The 25,671-nt window shown below is 58.7% G+C and carries 26 protein-coding genes and 1 pseudogene; 13 read left to right on the forward strand and 14 right to left on the reverse strand.

Translation table 11 applies throughout. From position 1 onward, the window contains the following. Position 1 precedes the first annotated feature (1 nt). Together I8E17_RS23530 and I8E17_RS23535 are read left to right on the forward strand one after the other, a co-directional pair. Complete coding sequence (locus tag I8E17_RS23530) at positions 2-949, forward strand: 2-hydroxyacid dehydrogenase (protein ID WP_069615708.1); 948 nt, start codon at positions 2-4, stop codon at positions 947-949. A gap of 11 nt (positions 950-960) precedes the next feature. After that, positions 961-1,992: an L-idonate 5-dehydrogenase gene (locus tag I8E17_RS23535; RefSeq protein ID WP_069615592.1), complete on the forward strand. Its 1,032-nt coding sequence runs from the start codon at positions 961-963 to the stop codon at positions 1,990-1,992. A gap of 61 nt (positions 1,993-2,053) precedes the next feature. Here I8E17_RS23535 and I8E17_RS23540 read toward each other — a convergent pair whose 3' ends face one another. Continuing rightward, complete coding sequence (locus I8E17_RS23540; RefSeq protein WP_069615593.1) at positions 2,054-2,473, reverse strand: heme-binding protein; 420 nt, start codon at positions 2,471-2,473, stop codon at positions 2,054-2,056. Between the two features lie 90 nt (positions 2,474-2,563). Here I8E17_RS23540 and I8E17_RS23545 point away from each other — a divergent pair, with 90 nt between their 5' ends. Next, on the forward strand, positions 2,564-3,454 hold the full coding sequence (locus I8E17_RS23545; RefSeq protein WP_069615594.1) for an SMP-30/gluconolactonase/LRE family protein: 891 nt from the start codon (positions 2,564-2,566) through the stop codon (positions 3,452-3,454). A 187-nt stretch (positions 3,455-3,641) separates the two neighbouring features. On the opposite strand, the gene I8E17_RS23550 is transcribed toward I8E17_RS23545, so the two are convergent. Next, entirely contained in the window at positions 3,642-3,845 is a 204-nt protein-coding gene (locus I8E17_RS23550) for a hypothetical protein (RefSeq protein WP_069615595.1), read from the reverse strand. Positions 3,846-4,171: 326 nt separating this feature from the next. Between I8E17_RS23550 and I8E17_RS23555 the strand changes: the two genes are divergently transcribed. Beyond that, positions 4,172-4,528 (forward strand): metalloregulator ArsR/SmtB family transcription factor, encoded by a 357-nt coding sequence (locus I8E17_RS23555; protein ID WP_069615596.1) that lies wholly within the window; start codon positions 4,172-4,174, stop codon positions 4,526-4,528. 92 nt (positions 4,529-4,620) lie between these two features. On the opposite strand, the gene queE is transcribed toward I8E17_RS23555, so the two are convergent. The 4 genes from queE to I8E17_RS23575 form a co-directional block, all read right to left on the reverse strand. Further along, a complete protein-coding gene (queE, locus tag I8E17_RS23560; protein WP_112723221.1) occupies positions 4,621-5,349 on the reverse strand; it encodes a 7-carboxy-7-deazaguanine synthase QueE in 729 nt (242 codons plus the stop codon). Next, positions 5,346-5,702 carry a 6-carboxytetrahydropterin synthase QueD gene (gene queD, locus I8E17_RS23565; protein ID WP_069615598.1) on the reverse strand — a complete coding sequence of 119 codons (357 nt, stop codon included), beginning with the start codon at positions 5,700-5,702 and terminating at the stop codon, positions 5,346-5,348. The genes queE and queD overlap by 4 nt, the downstream gene beginning before the upstream one ends. Continuing rightward, complete coding sequence (gene queC, locus I8E17_RS23570; protein ID WP_069615599.1) at positions 5,702-6,412, reverse strand: 7-cyano-7-deazaguanine synthase QueC; 711 nt, start codon at positions 6,410-6,412, stop codon at positions 5,702-5,704. The genes queD and queC overlap by 1 nt, the downstream gene beginning before the upstream one ends. Positions 6,413-6,576: 164 nt before the next feature. Further along, positions 6,577-7,683 carry an aldo/keto reductase gene (locus I8E17_RS23575; RefSeq protein WP_069615600.1) on the reverse strand — a complete coding sequence of 369 codons (1,107 nt, stop codon included), beginning with the start codon at positions 7,681-7,683 and terminating at the stop codon, positions 6,577-6,579. A gap of 126 nt (positions 7,684-7,809) precedes the next feature. Between I8E17_RS23575 and I8E17_RS23580 the strand changes: the two genes are divergently transcribed. Further along, positions 7,810-8,706, forward strand: a complete 897-nt coding sequence (locus I8E17_RS23580) for a LysR family transcriptional regulator (RefSeq protein ID WP_069615601.1) — start codon at positions 7,810-7,812, stop codon at positions 8,704-8,706. Between the two features lie 268 nt (positions 8,707-8,974). After that, positions 8,975-9,382 carry a helix-turn-helix transcriptional regulator gene (locus tag I8E17_RS23585; RefSeq protein WP_083258343.1) on the forward strand — a complete coding sequence of 136 codons (408 nt, stop codon included), beginning with the start codon at positions 8,975-8,977 and terminating at the stop codon, positions 9,380-9,382. Positions 9,383-9,514: 132 nt separating this feature from the next. Here I8E17_RS23585 and I8E17_RS23590 read toward each other — a convergent pair whose 3' ends face one another. Next, the gene (locus tag I8E17_RS23590) at positions 9,515-10,786 is read right to left on the reverse strand and encodes a TadE/TadG family type IV pilus assembly protein (protein WP_069615602.1); all 1,272 of its coding nucleotides are present in this window, start codon (positions 10,784-10,786) and stop codon (positions 9,515-9,517) included. A 339-nt stretch (positions 10,787-11,125) separates the two neighbouring features. On the opposite strand from I8E17_RS23590, the pseudogene I8E17_RS23595 reads away from it, so the two are divergent. Next, positions 11,126-11,767, forward strand: a pseudogene (locus tag I8E17_RS23595) (EAL domain-containing protein); the annotation flags it as partial. A 105-nt stretch (positions 11,768-11,872) separates the two neighbouring features. Here the strand turns inward: I8E17_RS23595 and I8E17_RS23600 are convergent. Continuing rightward, a complete protein-coding gene (locus I8E17_RS23600; RefSeq protein WP_069615710.1) occupies positions 11,873-14,344 on the reverse strand; it encodes a glycoside hydrolase family 3 C-terminal domain-containing protein in 2,472 nt (823 codons plus the stop codon). A 328-nt stretch (positions 14,345-14,672) separates the two neighbouring features. Here I8E17_RS23600 and I8E17_RS23605 point away from each other — a divergent pair, with 328 nt between their 5' ends. After that, a complete protein-coding gene (locus I8E17_RS23605) occupies positions 14,673-15,347 on the forward strand; it encodes a transglutaminase-like cysteine peptidase (protein WP_069615604.1) in 675 nt (224 codons plus the stop codon). On the opposite strand, the gene I8E17_RS23610 is transcribed toward I8E17_RS23605, so the two are convergent. Further along, positions 15,335-15,670, reverse strand: a complete 336-nt coding sequence (locus I8E17_RS23610; RefSeq protein ID WP_069615711.1) for a hypothetical protein — start codon at positions 15,668-15,670, stop codon at positions 15,335-15,337. The genes I8E17_RS23605 and I8E17_RS23610 overlap by 13 nt on opposite strands. A 201-nt stretch (positions 15,671-15,871) precedes the next feature. Here I8E17_RS23610 and I8E17_RS23615 point away from each other — a divergent pair, with 201 nt between their 5' ends. Beyond that, positions 15,872-16,849, forward strand: a complete 978-nt coding sequence (locus tag I8E17_RS23615; protein ID WP_069615605.1) for a DUF1402 family protein — start codon at positions 15,872-15,874, stop codon at positions 16,847-16,849. Between the two features lie 37 nt (positions 16,850-16,886). Here I8E17_RS23615 and I8E17_RS23620 read toward each other — a convergent pair whose 3' ends face one another. Beyond that, entirely contained in the window at positions 16,887-17,504 is a 618-nt protein-coding gene (locus tag I8E17_RS23620) for a hypothetical protein (RefSeq protein WP_069615606.1), read from the reverse strand. A 257-nt stretch (positions 17,505-17,761) separates the two neighbouring features. Here I8E17_RS23620 and I8E17_RS23625 point away from each other — a divergent pair, with 257 nt between their 5' ends. Further along, positions 17,762-18,166, forward strand: a complete 405-nt coding sequence (locus I8E17_RS23625) for a hypothetical protein (protein ID WP_069615607.1) — start codon at positions 17,762-17,764, stop codon at positions 18,164-18,166. Positions 18,167-18,182: 16 nt separating this feature from the next. Here I8E17_RS23625 and I8E17_RS23630 read toward each other — a convergent pair whose 3' ends face one another. After that, positions 18,183-19,310 carry an ROK family protein gene (locus I8E17_RS23630; RefSeq protein ID WP_083258344.1) on the reverse strand — a complete coding sequence of 376 codons (1,128 nt, stop codon included), beginning with the start codon at positions 19,308-19,310 and terminating at the stop codon, positions 18,183-18,185. A 231-nt stretch (positions 19,311-19,541) separates the two neighbouring features. Here I8E17_RS23630 and I8E17_RS23635 point away from each other — a divergent pair, with 231 nt between their 5' ends. The 3 genes from I8E17_RS23635 (at position 19,542) to I8E17_RS23645 (ending at position 23,380) form a co-directional block, all read left to right on the forward strand. Next, positions 19,542-20,414 carry a glycerophosphodiester phosphodiesterase family protein gene (locus I8E17_RS23635; RefSeq protein WP_069615609.1) on the forward strand — a complete coding sequence of 291 codons (873 nt, stop codon included), beginning with the start codon at positions 19,542-19,544 and terminating at the stop codon, positions 20,412-20,414. Between the two features lie 411 nt (positions 20,415-20,825). Next, the gene (locus I8E17_RS23640) at positions 20,826-22,310 is read left to right on the forward strand and encodes a lipopolysaccharide biosynthesis protein (protein ID WP_069615610.1); all 1,485 of its coding nucleotides are present in this window, start codon (positions 20,826-20,828) and stop codon (positions 22,308-22,310) included. A gap of 59 nt (positions 22,311-22,369) precedes the next feature. Further along, positions 22,370-23,380, forward strand: coding sequence for a polysaccharide pyruvyl transferase family protein (locus I8E17_RS23645; RefSeq protein ID WP_069615611.1), 1,011 nt, complete (start codon positions 22,370-22,372; stop codon positions 23,378-23,380). Between the two features lie 237 nt (positions 23,381-23,617). Here the strand turns inward: I8E17_RS23645 and I8E17_RS23650 are convergent, their stop codons facing one another. From I8E17_RS23650 to I8E17_RS23660, 3 genes are read right to left on the reverse strand one after another with little or no spacing between them, the layout of a single operon-like run. Beyond that, entirely contained in the window at positions 23,618-24,073 is a 456-nt protein-coding gene (locus I8E17_RS23650) for an RpiB/LacA/LacB family sugar-phosphate isomerase (RefSeq protein WP_069615612.1), read from the reverse strand. Between the two features lie 10 nt (positions 24,074-24,083). Beyond that, positions 24,084-24,854, reverse strand: coding sequence for a triose-phosphate isomerase (locus tag I8E17_RS23655; RefSeq protein ID WP_069615613.1), 771 nt, complete (start codon positions 24,852-24,854; stop codon positions 24,084-24,086). Further along, positions 24,851-25,627, reverse strand: coding sequence for a DeoR/GlpR family DNA-binding transcription regulator (locus tag I8E17_RS23660; protein WP_219511598.1), 777 nt, complete (start codon positions 25,625-25,627; stop codon positions 24,851-24,853). Before I8E17_RS23660 ends, I8E17_RS23655 begins: the two co-directional genes overlap by 4 nt. Between the last annotated feature and the right edge of the window lie 44 nt (positions 25,628-25,671).

Consider the following 25,671-nt stretch of genomic DNA (forward strand, 5'->3'; position numbering starts at 1 on the left):
GATGAACAAACCACCGATCCTGCAGATTGGCCCCTACCCGCCATGGGATCAAGAGCCGCTCGACGCAGCGTTTCAGGTTCATCGCTATTTCGAGGCTGCCGACAAGGATAAGTTGCTCGCCGAGATCGGGCCATCGATCAGGGCCATTGCAACGCGCGGCGAGCTCGGTGCCAACCGCGCCATGATCGAGGCCTGCCCCAAACTGGAAGTCATTTCGGTCTATGGCGTCGGCTTCGATGCCGTCGACCTGCAGGCCTGCCGCGAGCGCGGCATTCGCGTCACCAATACGCCGGATGTCCTGACCAATGATGTGGCCGACCTCGGAGTTGCTATGATGCTCTGTCTGTCGCGCGATATGATCGGTGCGGAGACATGGGTGCGGGACGGCAGCTGGGCACAAAAGGGGCTTTATCCTCTCAAGCGCCGCGTCTGGGGACGGCGCGCAGGCGTGCTGGGCCTCGGCCGCATCGGCTTCGAAGTTGCCAAGCGCCTGAAGGGCTTCGACATGCAGATCGCTTATTCCGATGTCGAGGCGAAATCTTACGCATCCGACATGACCTTTGTCGCCGATCCGGTCGAGCTCGCGACACAATCGGATTTCCTGTTCGTCACGCTCGCCGCTTCAGCGGCGACACGGCACATTGTCGGTCATAAGATGATCGAGGCGCTCGGTCCGGAAGGGATGTTGATCAACATCTCGCGCGCCTCCAATATAGACGAGGAGGCACTGCTTGACGCGCTGGAAGCCGGCAAGCTCGGATCGGCTGCACTCGACGTCTTCGAAGGCGAGCCGAAACTCAATCCGCGCTTCCTGGCGCTGAACAATGTGCTGCTGCAGCCTCACCATGCTTCAGGCACGGTCGAGACGCGCAAGGCCATGGGTAAGCTCGTGCGCGACAATCTCGCCGCTCATTTCGCCGGCCAGGCGCTGCCGACACCCGTTCTTTGAGGGAGAAAGATATGAAGGCCATCATCGCCCATGCCGCCAAGGATGTGCGTATCGAGGATTATCCGGAGGAAGAACCGGGTGCGGGAGAGGTCAAGCTGAAGCTCGCAACCGGCGGCGTCTGCGGCAGCGACCTGCACTACTATCATCACGGTGGCTTCGGCACCGTACGTCTGAAGGAGCCGATGATCCTTGGACACGAGGTCAGCGCGACCGTCACCGCGCTCGGTCCCGGCGTGCAGGGTCTTGGGATCGGTCAGCTCGTTGCCGTCTCCCCCTCCCGCCCATGCCGGACTTGCCGCTACTGTCTGCAGGGATTGCCCAATCAATGCCTCAACATGCGCTTTTATGGCAGCGCCATGCCCTTCCCGCACATCCAGGGTGCGTTCCGCGAGACGCTGGTGGCCGATGCCATCCAATGCGTTCCGGCGGATGGCCTGACGCCGGGTGAAGCGGCCATGGCGGAACCTTTGGCCGTGACCTTGCATGCCACGCGGCGAGCGGGCGAGATGCTCGGCAAGCGCGTTCTGGTAACCGGCTGCGGTCCGATCGGCGTCCTCTCGATCCTGGCCGCACGCCGTGCCGGCGCCGTCGAGATCGTCGCAACCGATCTTTCGGATTTCACCTTGTCGCTTGCCAGGCAAGCGGGTGCCGACAGGGTCATCAATACAAAGAACGAGCCCGAAGCGCTTGCCGCCTATTCCGCGGACAAGGGCACTTTCGACGTGCTCTACGAATGCTCCGGCGCTGCTGCTGCCCTTGCCGGCGGCATCACCGCATTGAGGCCGCGGGGGATTATCGTACAGCTTGGTATCGGCGGCGACATGAGCCTGCCGATGCTGGCGATCACGGCCAAGGAACTGGAACTACGCGGCTCTTTCCGCTTTCATGAGGAGTTTGCCGTCGGCGTCGATCTGATGCGCAAGCGTCTCATCGATGTGCGGCCGCTCATCACCCATACGGTACCGCTGGCCGACGCGATCAGCGCCTTCGAGATCGCTTCGGATCGAAGCCAGGCGATGAAGGCGCAGATCGCCTTCACCTGAACCGAAACGACGCGAAATCCACCGATCGAAAACAAAAATGGATTTCGCGCTCACATCCGGCCTAGTCGAGATCGGCGCCGATCGCTTTGAGTGCGGCGCGCGCAACCTGCTCGTCCTGCTCGCCGGACCCGGAACCAACGCCGATACCGCCGACAAGCGTGCCGCCGACACGGATGGGCAAGCCTCCGCGCAAACCCGTCATGCCGCCATGGGTCGCGATCGCCAGCGGCACTCGCGCATGTTCCGGAAGCGAATGGCTCGGCCCGCCGATGGAAGCAGCCGTCTGTGCCTTGGCAGTGGCGCTTTTCAGCGACTGAAAGCGTGAACCGTGCATGCGGAAGGCCCCCAGCGTCACGCCGGATTGATCGACAATGACGATGCATTGCGGCTGCCCCATCTGCGAAGCAGCCGAGATCGCAGCGGTCAACAACGTCATCACTCCTTCGTCGCTCAAGACACTCGACGTCAGAACATGGCTCATGCACTATCCTCCCGACTTGCGGACTCTATTGAATATGTTATCGATAACACATCGATCTCTCGATGTAACCTTATGGGAGGTATTGTTACAATGTCGTTCTTCGAGATCATGGACCCGGCCTTCGGGAAATTTGTTCTTGGCAATGCTCCCGTCAAACAGATCGCCACCGGTTTCGACTGGGTGGAAGGGCCTGTCTGGTTCGGAGATCTGAACTGCCTGCTCTTCTCGGATATCCCGAATAACCGCATCATGCGCTGGATACCGGGGCTCGGCACCAGCGTCTTTCGCGAACCCTCGAATTTTTCGAACGGCCATACGCGTGACCGGCAGGGCCGGCTTGTGAGCTGTGAGCACGGCGGCAGGCGTGTCACGCGGACCGAATATGACGGCTCGATCACGGTTGTCGCCGACCGCTATCAGGGCAAGCGCCTGAATTCACCCAACGACGTCATCGTCGCCTCTGACGGCGCGATCTGGTTCACCGATCCGCACTACGGCATTGCGACGGATTACGAAGGATACAGGAGTGAGCAGGAGCTGCCCTGCAATGTTTATCGCGTCGGTCCCGATGGCTCCATGCAAGCCGTCCTGACGGATTTCAACTGCCCGAACGGCCTCGCCTTCAGCCCTGACGAGAAGAAGCTTTATGTCGCCGATACCGGTCGTATGCATGGCAACGATCCGCGGCATATCCGGGTCTTCAATGTCGGTGAAAACTGGCGGCTATCCGGCGGCGAAGTATTTCACGCGATTTCACCGGGCTGCGCCGACGGCATGCGACTCGACAGCGATGGCAATCTCTGGTCGTCGGCCGCCGACGGTGTGCATTGCATCGCCCCCGACGGCCATCTCATGGGCAAGATCCTGGTGCCGGAAACGGTCTCCAACCTCTGCTTCGGCGGCCGCGGCAAGCACAAGCTGTTCATCACAGCGACGACCAGCGTCTATTCGATCTCGCTCAACCGAAGCGGCGCACTTTAACGCATGCTGGGACCGCATCACGAAACGATCCGTAAAGCGGCGCAGCAACAAGGATAGCCTTATCGAGGCTTCGGAAAAGCCAGCGATCCTGGATTGCCTGGAGACCGGTAGAGACGTTCGATACGGAAATGCCGCAGCGACGATCGCCGGGATCATCCGGCGATCGTCGCTGTCGGATGACGGGATATCAGCGCAGATCGGCCTGCGGCACGGAATGTACCGCCGCATGCGCAATCGACGCGAGATCGGCGGACAAGGCGCGTTCTTGCCGGCGTGCAGCATCCCGCAGCAGATCCGCCATCCGGGTTACGGATATGCGATCTGCGCGCATGACCTGCCGGATCAGCGGATCTTTAAGAACTTCGGCGATCGTCAAGTCCCTTTGGGTCATGCTTACCTCCTGTTCGTTAGCGCAGAAGATAGACCGCTTAATTAGCACTGCGATGTCAAAAGCCGGACAAAAACAAGGCAGTTCGTTCAATTTTGTTACAGATTAATCGCAAATCGAATGGAGGGACATATTCCCAAAATACAATAGGACCCTAGTTGTCGGCTAAGGAAGGGTTGATCAATTGCGATCAGCCTTAAGTGGGAGGGCCGTTTGCTCCGCGAACGCGCAACGTTTTTGCAATAATTCAGACCATAATTTTGCAACTTTTGCGCTACAATTTCACGGCGCCGCGGCTCTGTAGTGTAACACCAACGGTCGGCCACGCGATGTACTCAGATCAGTCCACAGAAGACGAGCGTCTCATCTATCATGCAGATCTTCTCAGCCAGCTCTCCAATCCCAAGCGCCTAGAGGTCTGTATTCATCTGTCCGGCCATGAGGAAGATGTGAACAGCCTGGCCAAGAAGCTGGGCATATCGCAATCCGCGCTCAGCCAGCACCTGACCCGCCTGCATCATTCCGGTATCGTGAAAGTGCGCCGCCAGGCCCAGTTCAGATATTATACCTGCGATCATCCAGGCGTCCTGCAGATTCTGAAGACGCTTGCCGGGATTTTCGATGCCGAACTCAAACCGGAGAGACCGAAGACCGGCGACAATGACGATCGCGACAAAAAACCATGACAAAGCCGATGCGGATTTGCCGCCATCGGCCACCGAATGCGATTTCGGATGTCGAGGGATCGCGCAGGCATGCTATGGCCAATCGCAATTGCTCACACGCCGCGCCTGTTTCCCCAGATGATCACATGCAATTGCGGCAGCACCCTCGCTTCGAACCATCGGTCATCGCCGACCTTTTCCACAAGCCAGCGCATCCGCTCAACGATGCCGTCGATATCGACAAGGGCATCTTCTGCATCGGCTGGCGGCGGCGTGTGATTGCCGGGTTGCAGATAGACGGACAATTGGGGATAGCGAGCGGCCGCATCCCGCGCGTATTCATAGTCGAGATCATCGAATATGACGATCTTCAAAGCGATTTGCGGTCCGTCGCCTGCCATGCGCAGACAATCGTCGAAGGCGGTCCAGTCCGTCGTCATGCCACTCGAAGGTGGCTTCGGGCTGAGCACCAGCACATCGAGTTCGGCAAACCACTCCTTGGCCAGGCTCCCTTGAGTCTCCAGCGCAAAGCGATATCCACCCGCATGACCGCGCGCAATCAGCGGGCCGAGTGGCTGGATCGCGGGATTGCCGCCGGAGAGCGAGATCGTCAGCGGCTCGCCGCCGGAAAGCCTCGTCACCTCTTGCCAGATCTCATCGACCGACATCGGCCGCCATTGATCGCGATAGTCGCTGTCGACGGCATGTAGCGTATCGCACCAGGAGCAGCGATAATCGCAGCCGCCGGTGCGGACGAAAATCGTCGGAAGACCGATCAGAATCCCCTCGCCCTGAATCGTCGGCCCGAAGATCTCGCTGACGCGGATGAGCGCGCCGCTCATGGCCGGTATTCCGCCCAGGTCTTCGGCGTCTCGCTGACCCGCACGGCGGATGCTTCCGGCAATCGTTCCTTGCACCAGTCGTAGAAATGCTTGGCGAGATATTCGGACGTGACGCGATCGTGTCCGAAGACATCGTTCAGGTGACGATGATCGAAGGTTTCATCGATATAGCGCTTTAACGGCTGTAGCTCATGATAGTCTCGCACGAAACCATTCTGATCGAGTTCTGCTGCCGAAAGCTCCACCACGACGATGTAATTGTGCCCGTGCATGCGCGCGCACTGGTGATCATCAGGCAGATGCGAAAGCTGATGCGAGGCGGAGAAGTGGAATTCCTTGGTGATGCGGTACATCACTTCACCTCTTCGGCCGAAAAGCCCGATGTCGCGGTAACCCAGAAATCGGCATCGTCATATTCGGTCGGATCCGCGATACCGGCGAGATGGAAGGCTTCGCGCCGTTCCACACAGGTGCCGCAGCGGCCGCAATGATGCTCCCCGCCCTTGTAGCAGGACCAGGTTTCGGCAAAGGGGGTCTTATGCCGGGCACCGTCAGCAACGATATCCGCCTTGGAAATCGTCACATAGGGCGCATAGAGCGAAACGCTGGCATAGCCGTCGAGCGCATGGTGCTGCATCTGCTGGAAGGCGTCTATGAAGCCCGGGCGACAGTCGGGATAGATGAAATGATCGCCGCCGTGAACCGCGACGGCAACAGCGTCCGCCTTTTGCGCAGCCGCAAGCCCGAAGGCGATCGCCAGCATGATCGCATTGCGGTTCGGCACGACCGTCGCCTTCATGGTTTCCTCGGCATAGTGCCCATCCGGCACCGCAACATCATCTGTTAGAGCCGATCCGGTCAAATGCTTGCCGATGGCGGTGATGTCGATGATCTCATGCGGTACGCCGAGACGCTTGGCGCAAGCGCTGGCGAATTCCAGCTCCTTGCGATGTCGCTGGCCGTAGTCGAAGGAGACGAGTCCGAAAAGCTGACGTTCGGCCGCGACCCTATGGGCGAGCGAAACAGAGTCCAATCCGCCGGAGCAGATGACAATAGTCTTCATAGTGTATGATCCCTTGTTTTGACCGGGTGGGCTGCGACCGGATTTCATGGCTCTTCAAAGCCACGGCCGGCTCACTAGCAGCAGAACCGGGAGGAAACAAGGCATTCCGCAACATTTCATGGCAACGCGCCGGCACCTGCCGGCGCGTCGCGTTTTTGTAACGCTCAGCTCACACCCGCAAACTTCCCCGAAATATTCAGATCGGGGAAGTAACCCGCCGGCTTGCCGCCGACCGTTTGACCGCCCGTCAAGCTGCCCTGGATCTCCGATCCGAAGAAGGAATAGGGGAAAGTCGCCTGCGGGGCACTGACCTCGTCGAGGCGCCGCCGCAGTTCGTTCGGTATCGTAAACTCGAGGGCGCCGAGATTGTCCCTCAGTTGTTCCAGTTTCGTGGCACCGATGATGATCGAGGCGAGGCCAGGCTGGGTCATCGCCCAATTGACGGCCACCTGTGCCATGCTGCGGCCGAGCTCGGTCGCCACCTTCTCCAGCTCGGCGACAACAGCCCAGTTGCGCTCGTTGAATTTCTGGAAGCCTGGATTGGTCGTACCACGCACGGTTTCCAGCCTGCCGGCAGTCTGCCTCTCGCTGCTCGGCCGATATTTACCGCTCAGCAGACCGCTCGCAAGCGGGCTCCAGGCCATGATACCGGCGCCGTAACGCGTTCCGAACGGCACGAATTCATTTTCGATGTTGCGTTCGGCTAGCGAATATTCGAGCTGAAGTGCCGAGATCGGCTCGTAACCGCGATGTTCGGCGACCGCCTGGGCTCTGCTGGCGTACCATGCCGGAACATCGGACAAACCGACATGCCGCACCTTGCCGGAGCGGACCAGGTCATCGAAGGTGCGCATCACCTCCTCTGGCGGCGTCAGGCGATCCCAGCAATGCATGAGATAGAGATCGATGTAATCCGTGTTGAGCCGTTTCAACGATCCTTCGACGGCCCGCAGGATATTCTTGCGGCCATTGCCGGCCGCATTCGGCGTTTGTGCGGTAAGGTTCATGGTGAACTTGGTTGCGATGACGGCGTCATCGCGCAAGCCGCGCTCGGCGATGAATTCACCGAGCCAAGCCTCAGACGTACCGCCCGTATAGGCATCGGCAGTGTCGAAGAAATTGCCGCCGGCGTCGACATAAGTATTGAAGATCGCCCGTGCCGTTTCCTTGTCTGCCCCCCAGCCCCATTCCGTGCCGAAGGTCATGGTGCCAAGGGCGAGCCGTGTTACCTTCAAGCCGCTATTGCCCAGCGTATAAAATTCCATGCTCATCGCTCTGCTCCTCTTTGGCTAACCGGGCGTATCGACGACCGACCCGGCGATGCACCCAGAGTCGCGGTTTTCGAGCTATTCGATAAGATTATTTAATTTGCATGCATTATGCGATATTGTGCAGCAATGGATCGCGATCTGCTGCCACATCTGCCCATCGTCGCCGCCGTGGCCCGCCGCGGAGGGTTTGCCGCCGCCGCCAGCGAACTGGGCATGAGCGCATCGGCCGTTAGCCATGCCGTTCGGCTCGTGGAAGAACGGCTCGGCCAGCCCCTCTTTGCCCGCACGACGCGGAGTGTGGCGCTGACCGAGGCCGGCAAGAGCCTGATCGCCACCATAGCCCCGGCGCTGCAGGACATTCACGACCGCGTCGAGCGTATCAGGGCCGTCAAGGGCAGGCCAAGCGGACTGTTGCGCATCAACGCATCCCGCATCAGCCTGCCGCTGGCAGTCACCCGCGTGATCGCAGCGATGGCCGAACGCTATCCCGAAGTCGAAGTGGAAATCTTCTCCGATGAAAGGCTGACCGATATCGTCTCCGAGGGTTTCGACGCCGGCATCCGCGTCGGCGAAATGATCGCGCAGGACATGGTCGCCGTTCGCCTCACCCCTCCTTTCCGATCCATCGTCGTCGCTTCGCCTGGATATATCGGGCGTTTCGGGCTTCCAAACACGCTTGCGGATCTCTCCAACCATAATTGTATCGGCTACCGCCTGATCCGCTCCGGCGGCCTTTATCAATGGGAATTCGTCGAGGATGGGCGGGATGTCGCGGTGACGGTGAATGGCCAGGCGATCGTCACCGAAGCGCATTCGGCCATAGAGCTGGCCGTTGCAGGCGTGGGATTGGCCTATGTCTTCGAACCGCTGGTCAAGGCGGAGATCGCATCCGGCAGGCTTGTCCACCTTCTAGGTGACTATGCGGTGACGGAAGCGGGCCTTTTTCTCTACTTTCCGCGTCGTGCCGAGCTGGCCCCGAAACTCAGGGCTTTCATCGACACGGTACGACAGATCAATCGTTGAGTCGGTCCCCGGCGGGCAAAAAGCGCCATTTGCTTCCCATCGACATGCTAACGAATGGTCAAATCGCGCAGCTATTGTACGAAATACGCACGAAATGCAGCGCTGGATCGCGATCCAACTGAATCGCGATTGCCGTCTCTCACGGCACTCGGCAGTCATAGTCGGAAAGCTTCGCCAATGAGGGCATGCAAGAGTTTAGGGGTTTAGGGCATTCGCCCTCACCTCCTGCCGGTCCGATTGGCAGCTTCCCGGTCTGAAAGAGGGACTCGTGCAAGACATTTCGAAGAGAAAGCCGCCTAGCCCGATCGATATCGAAGTCGGCAAACGCATCCGCGCGCAACGGTGCCTGCTGGGCATGAGCCAATCAGCGCTTGCCGAAAAACTGGACCTATCCTTTCAGCAGGTTCAGAAATACGAAAAAGGCGTCAACCGTATCGGCGCAAGTCGTCTGCAACATGTTGCCGACTGTCTTGGCGTCCCCATCTCCCACTTCTTCGATAATGCAGCCTTCGACGACCCTCTTTCGACTGAGGAAGCAGGAGTGATCCGCAACGACCTCGTCGGCTTTATTTCGTCCGAAGAAGGTATCGAGCTCAACAGAGCCTTTGCAAAGATCAAGGATGCGAGGACCCGCCAGAAGATCGTCGGCCTGCTCAAGTCGCTGGTGTTGACTTAGGACAATTCCGGAATAAGTGCGCGGCGGCTTTCCGTCCGAATTTACGAAACGAAGTGATGGAGCGGTTTGACGATTCCGTGAAACCCCAAATCACTTCAGCCTTCATTACCCCGACAAATCAATGCCTTGCCGTCAGCTTGTGATACGTGGCATACGAATGACCTTCAGGAACAGGGCGTTCATCGCGTCCGAGATGCCTTGCGTCGGGCTCACCTCGAAATAAAGGCCGGGTGAGGCGCAATTCTGTAAATTGGTGCCGATTTGTGACTGGAAAGGTGCGATCCACTGGTTGTACCAAGGGTTTGTCGGCAGGGGAAAATAGGTCGTGTAGAGTATAGCGATCTTGATATTCTGGTTCTTCAAAGGCTGACAGAAGGTGGTGTCGAGCGGCTCCTGGCAACGCCCGCCCGTCGTCGGCTTGGTGCAGGTGTTTGGCTTCTTGCTGTCACCGACGCCGTCAGTGACAAGGAAGAGGACCTTCTGACGATCGGAAGTGGTTTTCCCGCTGCCGCCATTGCCGATGATCGGCGCGAGCTGCGTCAGCATCGTATCGAAGCTAGTATCCTGGTCGTTGTTGTAGCTCTGTCCTGGGACAGTCATCAGGTCCACTGCACTGGTGGCACTCTTAACCTGCGCCATATCGGATGATAGCGGCGATACGTTGGTCAAGCCAATTTTCGTAGCGTCAGCACCGAACGTATAGACAGCCATTCTGTATTGATCAGGTGTTACGCGGTTCGTCTTAGCGGTATCCGTAAGCGACTGTGTCGCCAGCCCGACGACTGCGATGCGGGTCTTGACGCCAAGGCTCTTTGCAAGATTGTAATAATTGTCGTCTGTATTGCTGTCGTGGCACGCAAAGGCACATTTGTCTGACGTGTTTGCCACCATTTTATCAATATCGGTCATGGTAGCACCGATCCCCATGGATGGCGTGTTGTCCAGCAACATATAGAAATCCATGAAGTTCGCCGTCTGATACTGTGCAGATGCCGAGCCGCCGACGGGAATGGATGTTTTTCCAATAACCTGGCTCAGCGTCGTCGGCACGTTCGCGGAAAAATTGACCGTCGATGAGACGATATTTCCGGTGCGCGTTACGACGGCGCTGACGCTGACCGGTATGGACTGAAGATCGCTGGACGCCTGGCCGTAGAAAAGCTTGTTGGCGTCGCCTTGACCGATCGTGACGGTGCCGTCGCTTGTCATCGCCATGGCAGCCGCAACCGCCGGAGACGAATCCGCGATGGCGCCCACAGCAGCGGCGTCGGCGGCATTTTGCAATTCCGTTCTGACGAGCATCGCATTGGTGACATCGAGCGCCAGACCACCCACCGCGATCAACGGAACGGCAACCAATGCCGTCGTGATTGCGAAATTCCCCGAACGGTCCGCAAACAGCATCCCTGATAGTTTGCGCAATGCGACAAACGATTGTGGATAGATCCTGAATCTCTTCACGAGCAAGCTCTCTGTAGCATAAGTTGTATTTTCAAAACATTCGCGAATTGAAAGTATTACCACTTTCAAATATACTTATTTGTATTATCGAACGAAAATATTTAGATTCTAATAAGAGCAAACTTCCTATTTATACTGCAAAAATTGAGAGGAAATTTACCGAGAATACGGGAGATAGGCGTCGATCCTGTGGTCGAATTGAATGAAGTTCGATACCGTACTCGCACTCCGACGGTCTTAAATCGGGCACAAACCGAACATTTCATGAAGAAAGACGCATGGATCTGCGGCTATGAAGTCCTCGTCCGTTGGCATCACCCCGAGCATGGCGCTGTGCCGCCTTCGGAATTCATTCCGATCGCGGAAGAAAGCGGCACGATCCTTATCATCGGCGAATGGGTTTTACGCACGGCCTGCGGAGAGGCCGCGTCATGGGAGCAGCCCTACAAGATCGCCGTCAACCTATCACCCGTACAATTTGCTCATGCCGATCTCGCAAGACTCGTTCATGCGATCCTTCTCGAAACCGGCCTTGCTCCGTCGCGGCTGGAGCTTGAAATTACCGAATCCACAATCATTGCCGACAAAACTCGTAGCTTACATGTCCTGCGACAGATCCGGGCTCTCGGCGTAGCCGTTGCCATCGACGATTTCGGAACAGGATATTCGTCGCTCGAGACGCTTCGCTCCTTCCCCTTCGACAAGATCAAGCTCGATCGCTCCTTCATGAACGAAGTGGATCACAGCATTCAGGCAAAAGCGATCGTCCGCGCCGTGCTCACGCTCGGCAAGAGCCTAGATATCCCTGTTCTCGCGGAGGGCGTCGAGACCAACCATCAGCTCGAAATCCTCCGTGTCGAGGGTTGCGACGAGGCATCCGCATTTTCCGGCCGCTTGCCGCCCCAGCGCATGCGCCGTCGCTAGCAGGATCCAGACGCGTCGGCGCAATATAGCCGCAGCAATTTCAAGGCAAAGACCTGTCCGCTCCTTCGTCCTGCGCAAACTCGCCGGCCGCACCTGCCTGCAATATCAGATCGAGCGATCCGAAACCTCGCCGATCCATTCGCTCGCGAGCTCGATTGCAACTGCGGAGCGGATATCGAGAGCATTGGCGGCCACGAGAAGCTCATAGCGACCGGCGATAGCTCGAAATGTTCCGGTCTGCTCGTCGAAATAGCTCAGATCGCGTGGGCGCACGACAAGCGAAGCCGTCCCCTTTTCACCCGGCATCAGCCGAAGCTTTGCGAAGGCGCGCAACTCCTTGTCCGGCCGCTCGACTGTCGAAGCAGGCGCGCGAACGTAAAGCTGCACGAGCTCCGAACCGGTCCTGTCGCCGGTATTGGTGACATCGACCGTGACTGTGATGCCATCCACGCCCATTCTTGTTGCCGAAACCTGCGCTTCACTCCAGGAAAATCGCGTATAGCCAAGACCGAAGCCGAAGGGGAACAAGGGCTCGATATCGCGCGTATCGTGATGGCGATATCCGATGAAAACGCCCTCGGCGTAGCGCACATGCCCATCCTTGCCAGGATAGACGGATGCATCGCCAACGATTGCGGAATTATCCGACAGGTGTTTCGGAAAGGTCTGCGGCAGGCGCCCGCCGGGCTCGACATCGCCGAAGAGCACATCGGCAACGGCGTGGCCGAGTTCCTGGCCGGGATACCACATCTGCAATACGGCCCGAACCTTGCCGAGCCAGGGCATCTCGATGGGGCCACCGGTCTGCAGCACGACAATCGTATTGGCATTGGCGGCCGCCACCCGGTCGATCAATTCCTCTTGCCGGCCCGGCAGACGCATGTCGGGCAGATCGAGTCCTTCCGTATCCCATTCGCCGTCGCGGCCAACAAAGAGCAGAACGACATCCGCATTTCTTGCCTTCTCAACGGCATCCAGCATGGCCTCTTCACCGAGCGGCTTCTCCACGCCGAAGCGTACCGCCGTCAGATTGATCCCCTCCTCGGTCGTCGCGGAAGAGCAATACTCCACCATCACCTTGTAGCTCTGTCCGGCTTCCAGATGGATGCTTTGCCGCTGCTCGACATTGGCCGTGCCGAAATAATTGTCTCCTCGGGCCCAGCCGTCATAGCCATTCACGACGAGCTTGTCGTCGACAAAGAGCCTAGCAAGGCCTGCATTCGTCATGCCGAATACATGCTCGCCGCTCTCCGTCGGCATGTAGGTGGCCGTCATGCGGGCGGAGAATTCGTTGGGATCGAGTTCCGAAGATGGGAGGTCGAACCAGAAAAACTCGCCCTTATTCGCCGTTTCGGTGGCGATCACCGGTCCTACAAGGTCGCGGCCCTTAAAATACTCCACCCGCATCTCACCGGAGAAAACATTGACGAGGCGATTGTTGCGGCAGCCGGGCGCGTGATGAATGCTGTTGGCATTCGACAGCGCTTTCCGGATGCCCTCCAGTGGGCTGACCCTGTAGTGGGCGGCAATCTGGGCGCTGCCGCCGCCCATGACACGAGCTTCGGCAGCATTCGGCCCAATAACCGCCACATGCCCAAGGCCGGCCTTCTGCAGCGGCAGAATGCCGTCGTTCTTCAAGAGCACGGTACCCTCGGCTCCGAGCTCGCGGATCAAAGCCCGATCCTCAGGCAGATCGAGCGCGTGTTCGCTCAAATCGGGCACCTTCTCGAAGGCGCCGACACGCTCCAGCAATGTCAGAATGCGGCGGGCGGCTTCGCGCACTGTCTTCGGCTCGACCTCGCCATTGCGGACCGCCGCCACCAGCTTTTCGCCACGGTCGCGCGTCGGACCGGGCATTTCGAGATCAAGCCCGGCATTGATGGTCGCCGCCGTCGAATGCGAACCGAACCAGTCCGACATGACGATGCCGTCGAAACCCCACTCCTGTCGCAAAACTTTGGTCAGCAGCCAGGGATGCTCGCTCGTATAGGCGCCGTTCAGCCGGTTATAGGAGGACATGACGGCCATGACTCCGGCCTTCTTCACAGCCTGCTCGAACGGCGGCAGATAGATTTCGCGAAGAGCGCGCTCGTCAATATCTGACGACATCGTCTGGCGCTCGATCTCGGACTCGTTGCCTGCAAAATGCTTGATCGTAGCGGCAATGCCCTGGCTCTGCACGCCCTGGATATAGGCGACGGCAAGCGCGGCCGTCAGTATGGGATCTTCGGAATAGCATTCGAAATTGCGGCCATTGAGGCCGGAGCGGTGAATATTGACCGTCGGCGCCAACAGCACCGAGGCGCCCTTGCTCTTGGCCTGACCGGCAAGCGCCACGCCCATGCGTTCGACAAGAGCCGGATTCCACGTCGCGCCGAGCGCGATCGCAACGGGAAAACAGGCCGCATTGACGCCCGCAACCAGCGAGCCGGCACCGCGGGCTCCGTTCGGCCCGTCCGTGACCTTGATCTTCGGAACACCAAGGCGCTCGACCGGCACGGTGGTCCAGAAATCGGCGCCGGACAGCAGCGAAACCTGCTCTTCAAGCGTCATCCGGTCGAGAATATCGTCGATCATGAAGGCCTCCCGAGCAATTCCCTGGCTGTTCCATCGTCCATCCTTGATGGAGATTCGCATTTAAGACAAACAAATCATAAACACGCCAGATGTTCTTCCGATAGAGCGATATGTGAATGAAATTCCGTATCTTTTTTTGCCGACATTCAGGCCGCAGCCGCTACGGAGCACGCTTCGCAACCGATCGGAAATCATAAGTTCGCCACAGGAATGGACGTCCCCGATCGCCGTACCGGTCAAAAGCATCGGTTCGATAAAATGCGAATAATCTTTTTCCGAATAAATTTGACCGCGTCGGATTTCATGAGCCCAACTCATGGAGCCGAGTATGCGTTCACTTCTAGTCGCTGCAAGCTTTCTCTTCGTCGCCGGTCTGCTGTTTTCGACGGCAACAACGGCAAAACCCGTGGCAAATGCCGCCGCGGCGCATGCACATCAGTTTGCGCGTGAGGTGACGGATGCGAGTGTGCCCGTCGGCTGGACGAGCTTCTGCAAAGCGCAGCCAGCCGAATGCGTGGCCGGCCAAAAGAGCGTGGAGTTCGCCGATCTCGATCATGACCGCTGGGAGCAGCTGCAGCAGATCAACAGCCTCGTCAATCATGAGATCGAGGGCGTCGGCGACAACGATCATTATGGCATTTACAAGCTCGGCATCATCAACTGGTGGACCTATCCCGATGACGGTGCCGGTAACTGCAACGATTATGTTCTCTTGAAGAAGAAATTGCTCGTGGAAGCAGGCTGGCCGCGATCTGCTCTGCTGCTGACGGTTGTCCTCGATACCCATAACGAGGGACATCTTGTCTTGATGGCGCGCACCAATAATGGCGATCTCATCCTCGACAATCTCACCGATGCGGTCAAAAACTGGAGCAGAACGGGCTATACTTTCATCAAGCGCCAGACGGCCGATAATCCGAACGATTGGGTTCGCCTGGAATCCGGTCGCACGCCCGAGGAGCTCGCCATGATCAGCAAGGCGCTAGCCTCTCACTCACAGTGATTGGCGGCCCAGTAGCTGTCGACCAGGCCTTTCCCATCCTGGTCCAGAATGGCAAAATTGCCGGGAATGACGACGAAGAAGCGTTCTGCACCTTCCGCACCGGCGCCGTCATTCGCAGTTCCCGTATCGACACGACCGCAAACGACGAAGCCCGGCATTCGTTCGCTCGGCTTGGCCTCCAGAATATGGATGGCTGAGGGCGGCACCTCTATTCGCCGCGCGACCGCCGCCTTGGCCAGCGCCGGAACATCCGCCATCGTCGGCAAGGCTTCGCCGGGGGCGGCTGCAAGCAAGATGCTCCCTGCGATCACGAGATGTTGCATCGACATCCTTTCGAAAGCCCGGACCACGGGAACGCAACCCTGGACGGCCGTATCCCCTATGCCTGTGCAGCCGAGAGCTGCTTTGATCAAGTTTATTGTGATTCGCGAGGCGGAAGAAGCTTGCGCTCTTGCCTTCGGATAGCGATCGCGTATCAAGATCGTCCCCGCGCCGGGGAATATTTTTGGAAAGCCACTTTGCGAATGCGAACACGCCTGTCGATACTCCCGGCACTCGGTCTTCTTTTTATCCTTGCATTGACGAACGCGGTTTCCGCGCGTGAGCTCGTCCGCGTGCCGCCAGGCAATCGCAACAGCGTTCAGCCGCCCATCCCCAATACCTCGATATTGCGGGCCAAGGCCTTCAACACCACCTACGACGAAAAATACCAGAAGATCATCGGCGTGCTTCGCGACGACAAGGAGCTGATGGCCTCGATCAGGAAGGCCGGACAGGCCTATCAGATCGATCCCATCCACATCGTTGGCGCCCTTGTCGGCGAACACACCTACAACATCACGATCGTCAACAGGGTGAAGTCCTACTACGTAAAGGCGCTCGCCTATTCGCAATCCGATTTCAAGTTCGCCTATAAGGACGTGACGGTCCAAACCTTCCTGAAGAAGCCGGAATTCGCCCATTGCAACGCCTTCACCGGCAGCGCCGAACTTTGGGAATGCCGCGACGAGACCTGGGACAAGAGTTTTCGAGGCAAGGTCATCGATGGTGTCACTTATGAAAACATGACGTTCCAGCGCGCGTTCTTTCAGCCCTTCTTTGCGGGCCAGACCTTCGGCCTTGGCCAGATCAGCCCTTTGACCGCCCTTGAAGTCACCGATCTCGTCCACGCGACAAGCGGCCTGCCGAAGCTATCGGTCGACGATCCGCAGGCGATCTACCGCGACATCATGGATCCCGATCGCAGCGTGATCTATATTGCCGCCATCGTGAAGGATGCCATCGACGCCTATCGCGCGGAGGGCTTCGACATCACCGACAATCCGGGCCTGACGGCTACGCTTTACAATGTCGGCCAGCCGCGCCGCCGTGCGGCTGCCCTGCGGCAGGCGGCGGATGCTTCGGGCGGGAAGAAATTGCCGGAAGAAAATTATTATGGCTGGTTGGTGAACGACAAACTGCCGGAGCTTCGTGGGCTGCTCGGCAGCGACAACAGCCAATAAGCCGCCAGATCTTTATCCATGAAGAACACCGGTTTGATCAGGCGATCAGGCTGAGGCGATCATTGGCAAGCTTGTTTTCGACCCAGGCTCTTTCATTCTGCCAATCATGCCGCTTCCATCCTTCCCAGCCAAAGCCGCATAGCTTGATATCCCACTCCGAGGCGGGAAACCGTGAAAGCGCATAACAGATGCCGAGGAAGCCTGTGCTGGGAAAGACCTTGTGCATGCGACGCCCGGAAATGCCGAGCTCGCCGCAGCCGTCAATATAGGTCTGAGGCGGCATGATGCGGATCTCCTTGCCGGCCCTGCCCAGCAACTCGATTGCCTGCATCGTCCAGTCAGCCCGTCGGCCCTGCACACGCTGGAAGATGTTCGGTCGGGGATGATATTTGCGAATGATATCTGGGTGATAGGCCAGCATAAAGACCTTTGCGGCCTTGAGCGCGGCGTTATCCATGAAACTTGGATCCAAAAGCCGCCGATACAAGATCTTGCTCGATGCGGCCAGCATGATCATGTCGGTGCGCTCGCCACTCATGCCTTCGGAAAGAACAGGCTCATTGAAACGCATGACGAATTGCGCCTCGTCTACGATACTGGCGATATCGCGTTCCAGCTTTCCATTGCCGACAATGATTGCAGTCTTACGCGCCAATGCGGTCGTCCAGAAAACACGGGCCGTGCATTAACAAGTCGTTCTGACAGCACACTGAAACATTGATGATGCGGAAATGAAATCCCCTCGACCGGCCGTTCCGGCACGTCCGGTCGAATTTGATCCGCCTACCAAGCGAGCATATTGGCGGCATCTGCACAGGGCAACCACAGTGAAAAAGGCTTTGCTGGCAGACCGCGCCAAGTCGCCATAGACTGTTGCCTCTCAATGCCGAAAGCGGATCGAATGGAGAGTTTATGAAGCAAATGGATCGCATGAACTCGACGTCGAACGAGTGGGAGGCTGACCCGTGGGATGCTCCCGACAAGGTGGCGGACCAGCAGCTCACCGGATTTCAGGATAGAGCGACAAAGACGATTACCTGGTCTTCCATATTGGATGCCGGCCATTCGCTATTTGGCATCGAAGCAAGAGACCTTCGCAGTCTTGATGTCGAATTTTACGCGACGTGCGATGGTGAGGACATGCTTTTGATGCGGCTGATTTGGCATGGTTTTCCCGATCCACCGGAATGGCGCCTGGCGACGCGACCAAGCAATAGTGGCGACCTCCCCTGGGCCTCGTGGGGTTATTTTGCCAATTTGCCGGAAAGCTGGCAGATACCGGATGGTCAAGCGGCACCATCCGATAATCCTGCGTAACAGGTGGTCGGCACGCTTACAGGAAATACCGGAATTTCAGCGGAAGCAGAGCCGCGCCGATCGCGCTGGCGTCACCGTCGGTTTCGCTAAGAACCAGCCGAGGCCCCGGCGGTGCGGCACCATAGCGATGCGGACGCTGCGACGGCAGGCGGGCGCGCGCGATCATCATTCGTCCAAGCTCGGGCGGCAGCTGGCCGCCGAAGACGATGGCTTGCGGATCGATCACCCCGGCAAGCGTGGCGATCAGACGCTCGAGCATCGGCATGGTCTCGGAGAGCCAGCTCTCGGCGCCGGGCCAGGAAGGATCGAAATTCTGCTTGAGTTCCTCAAGGGAGCCTATGTCGACACCGTTCTCCCGCAATGTGGCGATGAGATATTGCAAAGCCGGCCGGCGCAGCGTTTCGTCCGGATTGTAGATGACGCTGAATTCCCCGGCATTCCCATGAAAGCCCAGATAGGGCCTGCCCTCCAGGATGAGGCCGCCGCCAAATCCATAATTGAAGGAGAGGTATGCGAAGGTCTTGCACCAGCGCCCGACACCGCGCAGGCTCTCGCCTATGGCGCCCGTCGTTGCGTTGTTTTCCAACCAGACCGGAACTCCGAACACATGCTCGAGTTCCGGCTGCAGATCGACCAGAGACCATTCGCGCAGCGGCTCCGGGGCATTGAAGCGACGATCATCGCCGACGAAAAAGCCCGACATGGCAAAGCCAAGTCCGATGAGATTTGCGCGCGATATTTCATGGCGCGTCAGGATCGAACTCAGTTTCTCGGCAAGGATTGCCAGCGCTGCCTTGCGGTCGGCGGGCACGCCGCTGAGCACCTCCTGATCGACGATGTCGCAGGCGAAATCAGCAAGCGACAGTGTCACGGCGTCGGTATTGACGGAAATACCAACCGAATAAACCGCCTGCCGCTCCAGTTCGATAGTAGGGCTCGGCTGCCCGCGCGCGCCCTTGATTGGCGCACCGGCGCGAAGCAAGCCGCGGGCCATTAGCGCCTCGACGAGACGATGTACCGATTGCTGCGTCAAATTGGTGTGGGCCGTAATGGTCGCGCGCGGGATTGGCTCGCGGCTGCGGACAATATCGAGGATGAGGCGCTCGTTCTCGCTTGCCAGTGGAGATTTTTCAAGCGCTGCCATGAGTGCAATCCTCATTCCTATCATGCCGACTTAGCCTGCGCCTGTCAGCGCACAATCCGAACCACATATTCGCGGCTCTCGTCATAAATATTACACTTTATGTGTATTAATAGCCATAGCAGCGATCGGTGCCAATACATCGCGTCGGCACATCCATTGGTGCTCACATTCGACATCGAACCTCGCATCCGCCCGTCCGCCTGAAACCGACAGCTCACGAAAGCTTTTTCCATGCATAGCCAGACCGCCACATCGCCCTCATCCCGCAATGCCGATATCTACGACCTCCTCTCCCGGGCCAATCCAAACATTCTGACGATTGCCCATCGCGGGCTTTGGTCGGCAGCTCCCGAAAATTCTTTGGCGGCAATCCGTGCGGCAGCCGAGCTTGGGGTGGAATTCGTCGAAATCGACACGCAGGCGACCGCCGACGGCCATCTCGTCGTCATTCACGACAAGACGCTGGACCGCACCACCTCCGCCAAGGGTATCGTCGGAGCGAGCAGTTTCGCCGCGGTCCGCGATGCACGATTGCGTGGCGGTGCCGGCGGAGAGCTGGCGGCATTGACGGATGAACGCGTTCCCACGCTCGAAGAAGCGCTGGAGGAGGCGCGCGGGCGCGTCTTCGTCAATATCGACACGAAATTCCCCCGCGAACTGCCACAGGTCATTGCTGCAGTGCGGCGGCTGGGTGCGGAAGATCACGTCATCATCAAATCGGATGTCGCGCCGCAAAGTGGCTGCTTTCCGGTGCTGGACGCCGATTGGTTCGGCTCAATCCCGCATATGCCGATGTTTCCCGTCCGGCCCGGAAAATTCACCGAGGACCTCAGGATGATCGAATCGCTCAAGGCGCCGATGGTCGAGGTGAAATTTACCGACATTGCCGATCTTGCCGCCGGGCGCGAGGAACTGGAGCGTCAAAATATCCGGCTCTGGATCAATACACTCGACGTCTCCCACAATCTCGACTTCAACGACAGCCGCGCGCTCGGCGACCCCGAAGGCGTTTGGGGAGCGCTCATTGACGCCGGCGTCGGCGCCATCCAGACAGACACGAATGTCGAATTCAAGCGGTGGCTCGCTAACAGAGGCGGCAACTGACAGGATCTTCGGCAACGGCAAGACAGAAAAGCCCGGGCGGTCTTCCGATCGTCCGGGCTTCTGCATCCTGCCGCAGCAGTTATCCGCATCGAAACATATTTTCCTTGCGAAAGGGCTTGCCTCCCATAAGCGGAGCCGGTCGAGATCGTCCCCCTATGGGGACAAATGCTGCACCCGCGAAAAAAATGATGCGGAGATGAATTAAAACTGACGCGAAAATGAACTGGAAACGTTGACTTAAGAATTCACTGAACTAGTTCCCGCTGAGACGCCGGGGTCCGCCCCATCCACAGCGACCATATGAATCTGCATAATTCTGCGCAGCCGTTCCAGCCGTAAGAGGTTGGTACGGCACGGGATATCTGTGCGATTAAGAGGTCGCATCACAGCGCAGTGGGACTTCAGTATCGCATGAGCAGCATCACGGGACGGCTCGTCAAGGGAAGCATGTGGTTAAGCCTATCTCGAACCATCGTGAACGGGCTCGCAACACTCAGCACCTTCGTCTTGGCCCGCTATCTGGCGCCGGCTGATTTTGGCGTCGTCGCCCTCGGCATGACGATATTGATGATCGTAACGACCGTTACCGAGCTTTCCCTTTCCGAGGCGTTGATCCGCCATGATGCACCGGATGAATCCCATTTCAGTGCTGCCTGGACGCTGAATGCCGCACGCGGGCTGGCGATCTGCATCCTGTTTGCGATCTTTGCCTATCCGGCGGCCGCCCTGTTCAATGAGCCGAGGCTGACGGGTGTCATGTTCGCTCTCGGCATCAGCATGCTGATGGGCGGCCTTACGAATCCGCGGCGCATTATGTTGCAGCGCGATCTGATCTTCTGGCAGGAGTTCGTGCTCGCCGTTTCGCAGAAATTCGCGGGCTTCGTCGTCTCGGTTGCGATCGCGATCATCTATCAAAGCTATTGGGCACTCGTCGTCGGCACGCTGATCAGCCAGGCGACGAATGTCATTGTCTCCTATCTCGTGCTGCCGTTCCGGCCCAGGATCACCTTCCAGCATATGCGGGAGTTCTTCTCCTTCTCCGCCTGGCTGACCGCAGGCCAGATCGTCAGCACGCTGAACTGGCGCTTCGACTATCTGCTTGTCGGCAAGATGCTTGGCGGCATCCAGCTCGGCTATTATTCGGTCGGCAGCAACCTCGCCATGATGCCGACGCGAGAGGCCACCGCGCCCCTCACCCAGACGATCTATCCGGCTTTCGCTGGCATTCACAACGATCCAGGCAGGCTCGCCGCCGCCTATCAGCGTGTTCAGGCACTGGTTGCCGCTGTAGCTCTCCCTGCGGGCATCGGCGTTGCCGTGACCGCCGATCCGTTGGTGAGGCTCGCGCTCGGCGACAAATGGGCACCCGTCATTTTCATCATCCAGTCGCTGGCCTCTGTCTTTGCGCTACAGACGCTGGGCTCGTTGGTGCAGCCGCTCGGCATGGCCAAAGGCGAGACGCGCGTGCTTTTCGTCCGGGACACGCAGATGTTCTGCCTGCGCGTGCCGATCATGATCGGTGGCCTGCTGCTCTATGGTCTTCCGGGGGTCATTGCCGGCCGCGTGTTCACCGGCCTCTTCAGCACGGCCGTCAACATGATGCTCGTACGGCGCTTCACCGGCATCAGCGTCGCCAGGCAATTGTCGGTGAACCTTCGGGCACTCGTGAGCGTCGCCATCATGGCGGCAGGCGTCTCGCTCGCCTCGAGCCATCTTGCCTACACGGACGACAAGCTCGTGCTCGTGACTCATCTCGCCATCCTGGTCCTGCTTGGCGGCCTGCTCTATTGCGGTTCGACGCTCCTGCTGTGGACGTTGATGAGGCGGCCGGCCGGCCCGGAAACGGAGGTACGAAACATACTCGGCAAAGTGCTGCCGAGACTTCGTCCTGCCTGAAAACGCGCGGCCGATGTCGGCCGGAGACTGACCTGTCATCTAAACGGGGGAATGGGGAAATGACGTTACAATCAAATCAACAGCTGATCGCGAAACTGGACAACATGATCCACGATTGCCTGAAGGATTACATCAGCAAAGATGAGCCGCTGGCGATCCTCGATTTTCCTGACATCCGCAATTGCGGCGACTCCGCCATTTGGCTCGGCGAAATGGCCTATCTCAATCGGCGATATGGCAAGCGGCCGACCTATGTCTCGCGCATCGACGACTTCTCGCCCGAGCAGCTCGAACGCACCATGCCGACCGGCCCGATCTTCATTCATGGCGGCGGCAATTTCGGCGACATCTGGGATGCGCATCAGGACTTTCGCGAACGGGTTCTGGAACGATTTCCCAATCGGCAGGTGATCCAGTTCCCGCAATCCATCCATTACAAGTCGCAGGCACGCATCGAGGAAAGCGCCCGCGTCATCGGACGCCACAAGCATTTCGTATTGCTGGTGCGCGACGAAGAATCGAAAGAGTTCGCCCATAAGCACTTCGACTGCGAAGTCCGTCTTTGCCCGGATATGGCCTTCAGCATCGGAACGATCCGGCCGGATGAACCGGAATTTGACGTCCTTGCCATGTTGAGATCGGATCTCGAGAAGGTCGGAGACGCCAACCTTTCTGCCTATCCCGACATTCCGAAAGAAGACTGGACGACTGAATCCGCCAAGCGTGTGCGCATCTCCAAAGCCTTCGGTGCGGCAACGGCTTTACTCGCCCTCAAGCCGGCCGAGATACGGCTGCGCAAGCTCGACGCGGCGGCGCATAACCGGTTGCGGCGCGGCATCCGCCAGATTTCCCGCGGCCGCGCGATCGTCACAGACCGGTTGCATGTCCACATCTGCTCGATCCTGCTTGGACGACCTCATGCCGTGCTGGACAATAGCTACGGCAAGATACGTCGGTTCATGGCGGCATTTTCCGGCGGCACCGATCTCGCCTACCGCGCGACCTCTCTCGAAGACGGTATCGCCTGGGCGCGCAATCAGGCTACACAACCATTGGCACCGGCCGCCTGACGGGCTGTGTCATGTTGATTGACCGAATCTTCCAGCGGGAAGGCATGCTGGTGCGGGCAATGCCAGCACCAGGCGTCAGGCAATCCGCCTGCCGCCTGTTTCGTGATCCCCAAACAGAATTCCCAAAATAGTCAGGCGAAGGCACGCAAAGTGCCTTCGCCTGATGTTGGACCCGATCCAACTGGCCGGCAACCATCCGAACAGCGCATGGGAACGCGCTTTCTTCAGAAAGCGCTCTCAGCGAGCGTTGTACTTCGCATCGACCTCGTTGATGGCCTTGACGTTGCCGGCCGAGCGGCCGTTCTCGTCGAAGGTCTGGGCGAGGAAGGCGTCTGCAATTGCCTTGGCGAGTTCGGTACCGATGACCCGGGCGCCCATGGTGATGATCTGGGCGTTGTTCGACAGAGCGGCGCGCTCCGCCGAATAGGTGTCATGCGTCAGTGCCGCACGGATGCCCGGAACCTTGTTGGCCGAGATGCAGACGCCGATACCGGTGCCGCAGACAAGGATCGCCTTGTCATAGGTGCCGTCGATGACGCCGGAGGCGACGCGGTCGGCGAGATTGGCGTAAAACGCATCGGGGCCTTCATCGGTGCGCGACACTTCGCTCACCTCAAAACGGTCCTTCAGATGGTCGGCAAGAACCTTGGCGAGGCCTTCGCCGGCGCTGTCTCCAGCAATAGCAAGCTTCATTGTATGCTCCTCAGAGTTTGGCGGCGCACTTGGCGAGAATGTCGAGATAGCCTTCGACGTTCCAGGCCGAGCGGCCAATGAAAAGCCCGTCTACGTTCGGGCAGGAAATGAGTTCTTCACAGTTTTGCGGATTGACCGATCCGCCGTAGAGGCACGGAATCTTTCGACCGAGCACCTTTTGCGCGACCGCAATGATTTCGGCCTGGCGTGCATCGGCATAGGAGGGCTCGGCGGGAATCCCCTTTTCGCCAATCGCCCAGACCGGCTCGTAGGCCAGCAGGATTTCAGCCTGCTTCTGGGCGTCGGAGAGCTTCGATAGCGCACCGATGACCTGTTCGCTCAGGATCTCGGTTGCACGGCCGCTTTCGCGATCTTGCAGCGTTTCGCCGATGCAGATAAGCGGGATCAAGCCATGACGGACGGCTGCCTCGGTCTTCAATCCGACGGTTTCATTGGTCTCGCCAAAGTGTTCGCGACGCTCCGAATGGCCAAGCTCGACGATGTCGAGATTGCAATCCTTCAGCATCAACGGGGAGATTTCCCCCGTCCAGGCACCCTGGTCGGCCCAATGCATGTTCTGGGCACCGACCCTGACGGAGCTTTCCGACAGGATCGACTTGACCTCGCGTATGGCGGTGAACGGCGGAATGACGAAACGCTGAATACGGTCGTCACGCAAGGTATCGGCGGCGCGCAGGGCCTCGGCGAAAGCGCGCGCCTCCGCGAGCGTCTTGTTCATCTTCCAGCTCGTGCCGATCCAATAGCGAGGCTTCTCTGTCATGTCATATCCTGGTTCGAGGCGATGGTAAGGGCGATGCCGTCGCGGCGAAATTGCTCGACAATGGCAGCATCGGGCGCGTAATCGGTAATCACGGCTTCGAAATCAGTGAGATCGGCCATCACATGCAGGGCCGTATGGCCGATGCGCTGATGGCTGACGAGCAGGCAGCTCCTGCCCGCCGACGCAATCATCGCCCGCTTCGTGCGCACGACGTTATCGTCCATATGATAGGCGAGCCTGCCGGAAACGGCCGGCGTCGACAGGAAGGCGATATCGGCTCTCAGGCGCGACAGGGCTTCCTCGGTAACGACGCCCAGAAAGGCGTTGAACTTCGCGGAATAGACGCCACCGAGCGCGATCAGCGTAATGCCGCTTTCGTTCCTCATGCGGTCTATGATTGCGGCATTGTTGGTGATCAGCGTCAGCGGCCGCTTCTGCAGCAGCATCTCGCCTAAAACGGCGGCCATGGACCCGTCATTGATCATGACGGTCATGCCGGGCTCGACCAGATCGAGTGCTGCGCGCGCCATCGCCAGCTTCTCGTCATGACCCTGACGCTCGCGGAAACGAAAATCGCTTTCAAACTGGGTGCCGGCATCGATGGTCGCGCCGCCGCGAACCTTGCGTAGCACGCCGGCCTGCTCGAGATCATCGAGATCGCGGTGGATCGTCATCTTGGACACAACCAAACGATCCGCCAGATCGTCGAGATCGACGGTCTTATGCTCGATGAGCAGATTGATGATCGATTGCTGGCGCTCTTCCCGTTTCACCTTTTACTCCGGTCATCGGCCCAAAATGGAACTCCGAAAGATAT

The organism is Rhizobium sp. AB2/73 (assembly GCF_020871915.1).
Classification (GTDB): Bacteria; Pseudomonadota; Alphaproteobacteria; order Rhizobiales; family Rhizobiaceae; genus Rhizobium; species Rhizobium dioscoreae.

Coding starts and splice junctions, on each gene's coding strand:
- I8E17_RS23610 (WP_069615711.1), bottom strand. CDS start 15,670: ATGCAACATCTCGTGATCGCAGGGAGCATCTTGCTTGCAGCCGCCCCC.
- I8E17_RS23625 (WP_069615607.1), top strand. CDS start 17,762: ATGAAGCAAATGGATCGCATGAACTCGACGTCGAACGAGTGGGAGGCT.
- I8E17_RS23580 (WP_069615601.1), top strand. CDS start 7,810: ATGGATCGCGATCTGCTGCCACATCTGCCCATCGTCGCCGCCGTGGCC.
- queC (WP_069615599.1), bottom strand. CDS start 6,412: ATGAAGACTATTGTCATCTGCTCCGGCGGATTGGACTCTGTTTCGCTC.
- I8E17_RS23540 (WP_069615593.1), bottom strand. CDS start 2,473: ATGAGCCATGTTCTGACGTCGAGTGTCTTGAGCGACGAAGGAGTGATG.
- I8E17_RS23635 (WP_069615609.1), top strand. CDS start 19,542: ATGCATAGCCAGACCGCCACATCGCCCTCATCCCGCAATGCCGATATC.
- I8E17_RS23605 (WP_069615604.1), top strand. CDS start 14,673: ATGCGTTCACTTCTAGTCGCTGCAAGCTTTCTCTTCGTCGCCGGTCTG.
- I8E17_RS23545 (WP_069615594.1), top strand. CDS start 2,564: ATGTCGTTCTTCGAGATCATGGACCCGGCCTTCGGGAAATTTGTTCTT.
- I8E17_RS23645 (WP_069615611.1), top strand. CDS start 22,370: ATGACGTTACAATCAAATCAACAGCTGATCGCGAAACTGGACAACATG.
- I8E17_RS23555 (WP_069615596.1), top strand. CDS start 4,172: ATGTACTCAGATCAGTCCACAGAAGACGAGCGTCTCATCTATCATGCA.
- I8E17_RS23600 (WP_069615710.1), bottom strand. CDS start 14,344: ATGATCGACGATATTCTCGACCGGATGACGCTTGAAGAGCAGGTTTCG.
- I8E17_RS23535 (WP_069615592.1), top strand. CDS start 961: ATGAAGGCCATCATCGCCCATGCCGCCAAGGATGTGCGTATCGAGGAT.
- I8E17_RS23615 (WP_069615605.1), top strand. CDS start 15,872: ATGCGAACACGCCTGTCGATACTCCCGGCACTCGGTCTTCTTTTTATC.
- I8E17_RS23650 (WP_069615612.1), bottom strand. CDS start 24,073: ATGAAGCTTGCTATTGCTGGAGACAGCGCCGGCGAAGGCCTCGCCAAG.
- I8E17_RS23590 (WP_069615602.1), bottom strand. CDS start 10,786: ATGCTGTTTGCGGACCGTTCGGGGAATTTCGCAATCACGACGGCATTG.
- queE (WP_112723221.1), bottom strand. CDS start 5,349: ATGAGCGGCGCGCTCATCCGCGTCAGCGAGATCTTCGGGCCGACGATT.
- I8E17_RS23655 (WP_069615613.1), bottom strand. CDS start 24,854: ATGACAGAGAAGCCTCGCTATTGGATCGGCACGAGCTGGAAGATGAAC.
- I8E17_RS23550 (WP_069615595.1), bottom strand. CDS start 3,845: ATGACCCAAAGGGACTTGACGATCGCCGAAGTTCTTAAAGATCCGCTG.
- I8E17_RS23575 (WP_069615600.1), bottom strand. CDS start 7,683: ATGAGCATGGAATTTTATACGCTGGGCAATAGCGGCTTGAAGGTAACA.
- I8E17_RS23530 (WP_069615708.1), top strand. CDS start 2: ATGAACAAACCACCGATCCTGCAGATTGGCCCCTACCCGCCATGGGAT.
- I8E17_RS23630 (WP_083258344.1), bottom strand. CDS start 19,310: ATGGCAGCGCTTGAAAAATCTCCACTGGCAAGCGAGAACGAGCGCCTC.
- I8E17_RS23640 (WP_069615610.1), top strand. CDS start 20,826: ATGAGCAGCATCACGGGACGGCTCGTCAAGGGAAGCATGTGGTTAAGC.
- queD (WP_069615598.1), bottom strand. CDS start 5,702: ATGTACCGCATCACCAAGGAATTCCACTTCTCCGCCTCGCATCAGCTT.